The following is a 2,326-nucleotide window of genomic DNA, read 5'->3' as shown; positions in this document are numbered from 1 at the left end:
GACGCCACCGGGGAGATCGCCGAGGTCGGGCTCATGGGTTACGGCAGGCTCGACCAGCAGGCCGAGGGCCTGCACACCCGCCTGCGCGCGCGGTCGTTCGTGATCGCGCACCCGGCCACCGGGGAGCGGGTGGTGCTGGTCGTCGTGGACGCGCCGATGATCTTCTCCAGCGTCCGGCAGGAGGTCCTGCGTCGGCTGGCCGACGAGTACGGCGACCGCTACACCGACCGCAACGTCCTGATCACCGCCACGCACACGCACGCGGGACCGGGCGGCCAGTCGCACCACCTGCTCTACAACCTCACCACGCTGGGCTTCCACGAGAAGACCTTCGACGCCGTCACCGACGGCATCGTCGAGTCGGTGCGCGAGGCGCACGACGACCTCGCACCGTCCGCGTTGCGCCTGACCCACGGTGAGTTGACGAACGCGAGCGCGAACCGCTCCCGCGAGGCGTTCGCCCGCAACCCGGCCGCCGACCGGCGGCACTTCCCCGACGGTATCGACCCGCGGACGTCGCTGTTGCGGATCGAGCGGCGCGGGGAGCCGGTGGGCGCGCTCAACTTCTTCGCCACCCACAACACCAGCATGTCCGGGGACAACCGGCTGGTCAGCGGGGACAACAAGGGCTACGCCGCGCACCACTGGGAACACGACGTGGCCGGGGTGGAGCACGGCGGCACCGACGACGGTCCCCCCGACTTCGTGGCCGCCTTCGCCCAGACCAACGCGGGCGACATGACACCGAACCTGGACCTGACCCCGCCGTCCACCCCGGAGGACGTCGCCCGGACCCGGGAGATCGGGCAGCGCCAGTACGAGGCGGCGGCCGCCCAGTTGGACACCCCGGCGGCCCCGGTGCGCGGGCCGGTCGACTCCCGGCTGGTGCACGTCGACCTCTCCGACGTCACCGTCCGACCGGAGTTCACCGGGGACGGCCGGACCCACCGCACGTGCGCCCCCGCCGTGGGAGCGGCGATGGCCGCGGGCAGCACCGAGGACGGGCCCGCGTTCCCGGGCTTCTCCGAGGGCGAGAACCCGCTGTGGGACCTGGTCTCCGACTCGGTGCTCTACACCGCCTCGCCGGAGTTGGAGGACTGCCAGGCCCCGAAGGACATCGCCGTGCCGATCGGCGCGATGAACGCCGTGTACCCGTGGGTGCAGGAGCGGGTACCGGTCCAGCTCGTGCGGATCGGCGGGCTGTACCTCGTCGGCATCCCCGCCGAGGTGACCGTCACCGCGGGGCTGCGGTTGCGCCGCACGGTCGCCGACATCGTCGGGGCGGATCTGTCCGACGTGCTCGTCGCCGGGTACAGCAACGCCTACGCGCACTACGTGACCACGCCCGAGGAGTACGACGCCCAGCACTACGAGGGCGGCAGCACGCTCTTCGGCCGCTGGCAGCTGCCCGCGCTGCGGCAGACGTCGGCCCGGCTGGCCACGGCACTGCGGGACGGCACGGAGCTCCCGCCCGGTCCGGCCGCACCGGACCTGTCCGACCGGCAGCTCTCCCTGCAACCGCCCGTCGTCCTGGACTCGCCCCCGGCCGGGCACGGGTTCGGGGACGTGCTCACCGCGCCACGTCCGGCCTACCTGCCCGGCGAACGGGTGCGGGTGACGTTCGCCGGGGCACACCCGAACAACGACCTGCACCGGGGCGGGACGTACCTGGAGGTGCAACGGCGGACCGGAGACGGGTGGCGCACCGTCGCCGTCGACGGCGACTGGTCCACCACACTGCGCTGGGCCCGCCGGGGGATCGCGGCGTCGGAGGTCACCGTCACCTGGGACGTGCCCGGGGACGCCGACGGCACCTACCGCATCCGCTACCACGGCGACGCCAAGAACGCCCTCGGTCGGGTGAGCCCGTTCACCGGGACGAGCGGCGAGTTCCGGGTGATCCCCTGACGACCGCGACGACCTGGAGCGATCTTCCCGGCCTCTGCTCCGAAAGGACGAACATCATGTAGAAGTTTCATGATCGATGCTACGTTCGGTGCCCGTCCGACTACGCTTCCCGTTCACCGAGCGGGACGACCGTGGCCGGAGAAGGACCCGACGGCATCGGCGAGGGGTGGCTGCCCGAATGACAGCGCGTGTGTCCTGGTTGGACGGGGCCGGGGAGACGGTCCGGAACCTGCTGACCGAGATGGCCGACGACCCCTCGGGGGCGTTCGAACCCTCGGTCTACGAGACGGGCCGGATCGTCGCGCACACCCCGTCCCTGGCGGGGCACGAACGGCGGGTGCGGTACCTGCTGGACACCCAGGCCGCCGACGGCCGCTGGGGCGGGCCGGGCGCCTACGACATCGTGCCCACCCTGAGC

At 72.4% G+C, this 2,326-nt stretch carries 1 protein-coding gene and 1 pseudogene; both read left to right on the top strand.

Annotated features, from left to right (window positions below; translation table 11 throughout):
- A partial coding sequence (locus tag ACTIR_RS0117440) for a neutral/alkaline ceramidase (protein WP_026455245.1) occupies positions 1–1,908 on the top strand: 1,908 nt, incomplete at its 5' end.
- A gap of 178 nt (positions 1,909–2,086) precedes the next feature.
- Positions 2,087–2,326, top strand: a pseudogene (locus ACTIR_RS26835) (prenyltransferase); the annotation flags it as partial.

Source organism: Saccharomonospora iraqiensis subsp. iraqiensis, from assembly GCF_000430445.1.
Classification (GTDB): Bacteria; Actinomycetota; Actinomycetes; order Mycobacteriales; family Pseudonocardiaceae; genus Saccharomonospora; species Saccharomonospora iraqiensis.
Note: the sequence above shows the minus strand (reverse complement) of the source record. Positions and strands in the feature narration are given on the sequence as shown.